This is a genomic window from Dechloromonas sp. CZR5 (assembly GCF_008711155.1).
Classification (GTDB): Bacteria; Pseudomonadota; Gammaproteobacteria; order Burkholderiales; family Rhodocyclaceae; genus Azonexus.
In genome coordinates this window covers 1-610 of the sequence record NZ_VUYQ01000031.1, presented here as the reverse complement: position 1 = coordinate 610, position 610 = coordinate 1, and the positions used below count along the sequence as shown (strand labels likewise).

The following is a 610-nucleotide window of genomic DNA, read 5'->3' as shown; positions in this document are numbered from 1 at the left end:
AATGAAAAGGCCTTCGCTGCGGGAGCCGATATCGGCTTCATGAAGGACTTCGATTACATGCATGCCTACAAGACCGACTTCATCACCCGCAACTGGGAACGCATCAAGACCGCCCGCAAGCCGGTGATCGCCGCGGTGGCCGGCTTCGCCCTCGGTGGCGGTTGTGAAATGGCCATGATGTGCGACATGATCTTCGCCGCCGACACCGCCAAGTTCGGCCAGCCGGAAATCAAGCTCGGCACCCTGCCTGGTGCCGGGGGGACGCAACGCCTGCCGCGCGCCGTCGGCAAGGCCAAGGCCATGGACCTGTGCCTGAGCGCCCGCATGATGGATGCGGCCGAAGCCGAGAAATCCGGTCTGGTCGCCCGCATCTATCCGGCCGACCAGCTGCTCGACGAAACCCTGAAGGCCGCCCAGACCATCGCCGGCTTCTCGCTGCCGGTGGTCATGATGATCAAGGAATCGGTCAATCGCGCCTTCGAGTCCAGCCTCAACGAAGGGCTGCTCTTCGAGCGCCGCGTCTTCCATTCCGCCTTCGCGCTGGAAGACCAGAAGGAAGGCATGGCCGCCTTTGCCGAAAAGCGCAAACCGACTTTCAAGAACCGCTGAG

General features: G+C 62.8%; 1 protein-coding gene. It reads left to right on the top strand.

What is annotated here, in order from left to right:
• The coding region (locus F1002_RS20890; RefSeq protein WP_150430969.1) for an enoyl-CoA hydratase-related protein at positions 1–609 on the top strand (609 nt) is incomplete at its 5' end.
• Position 610: the final 1 nt, after the last annotated feature.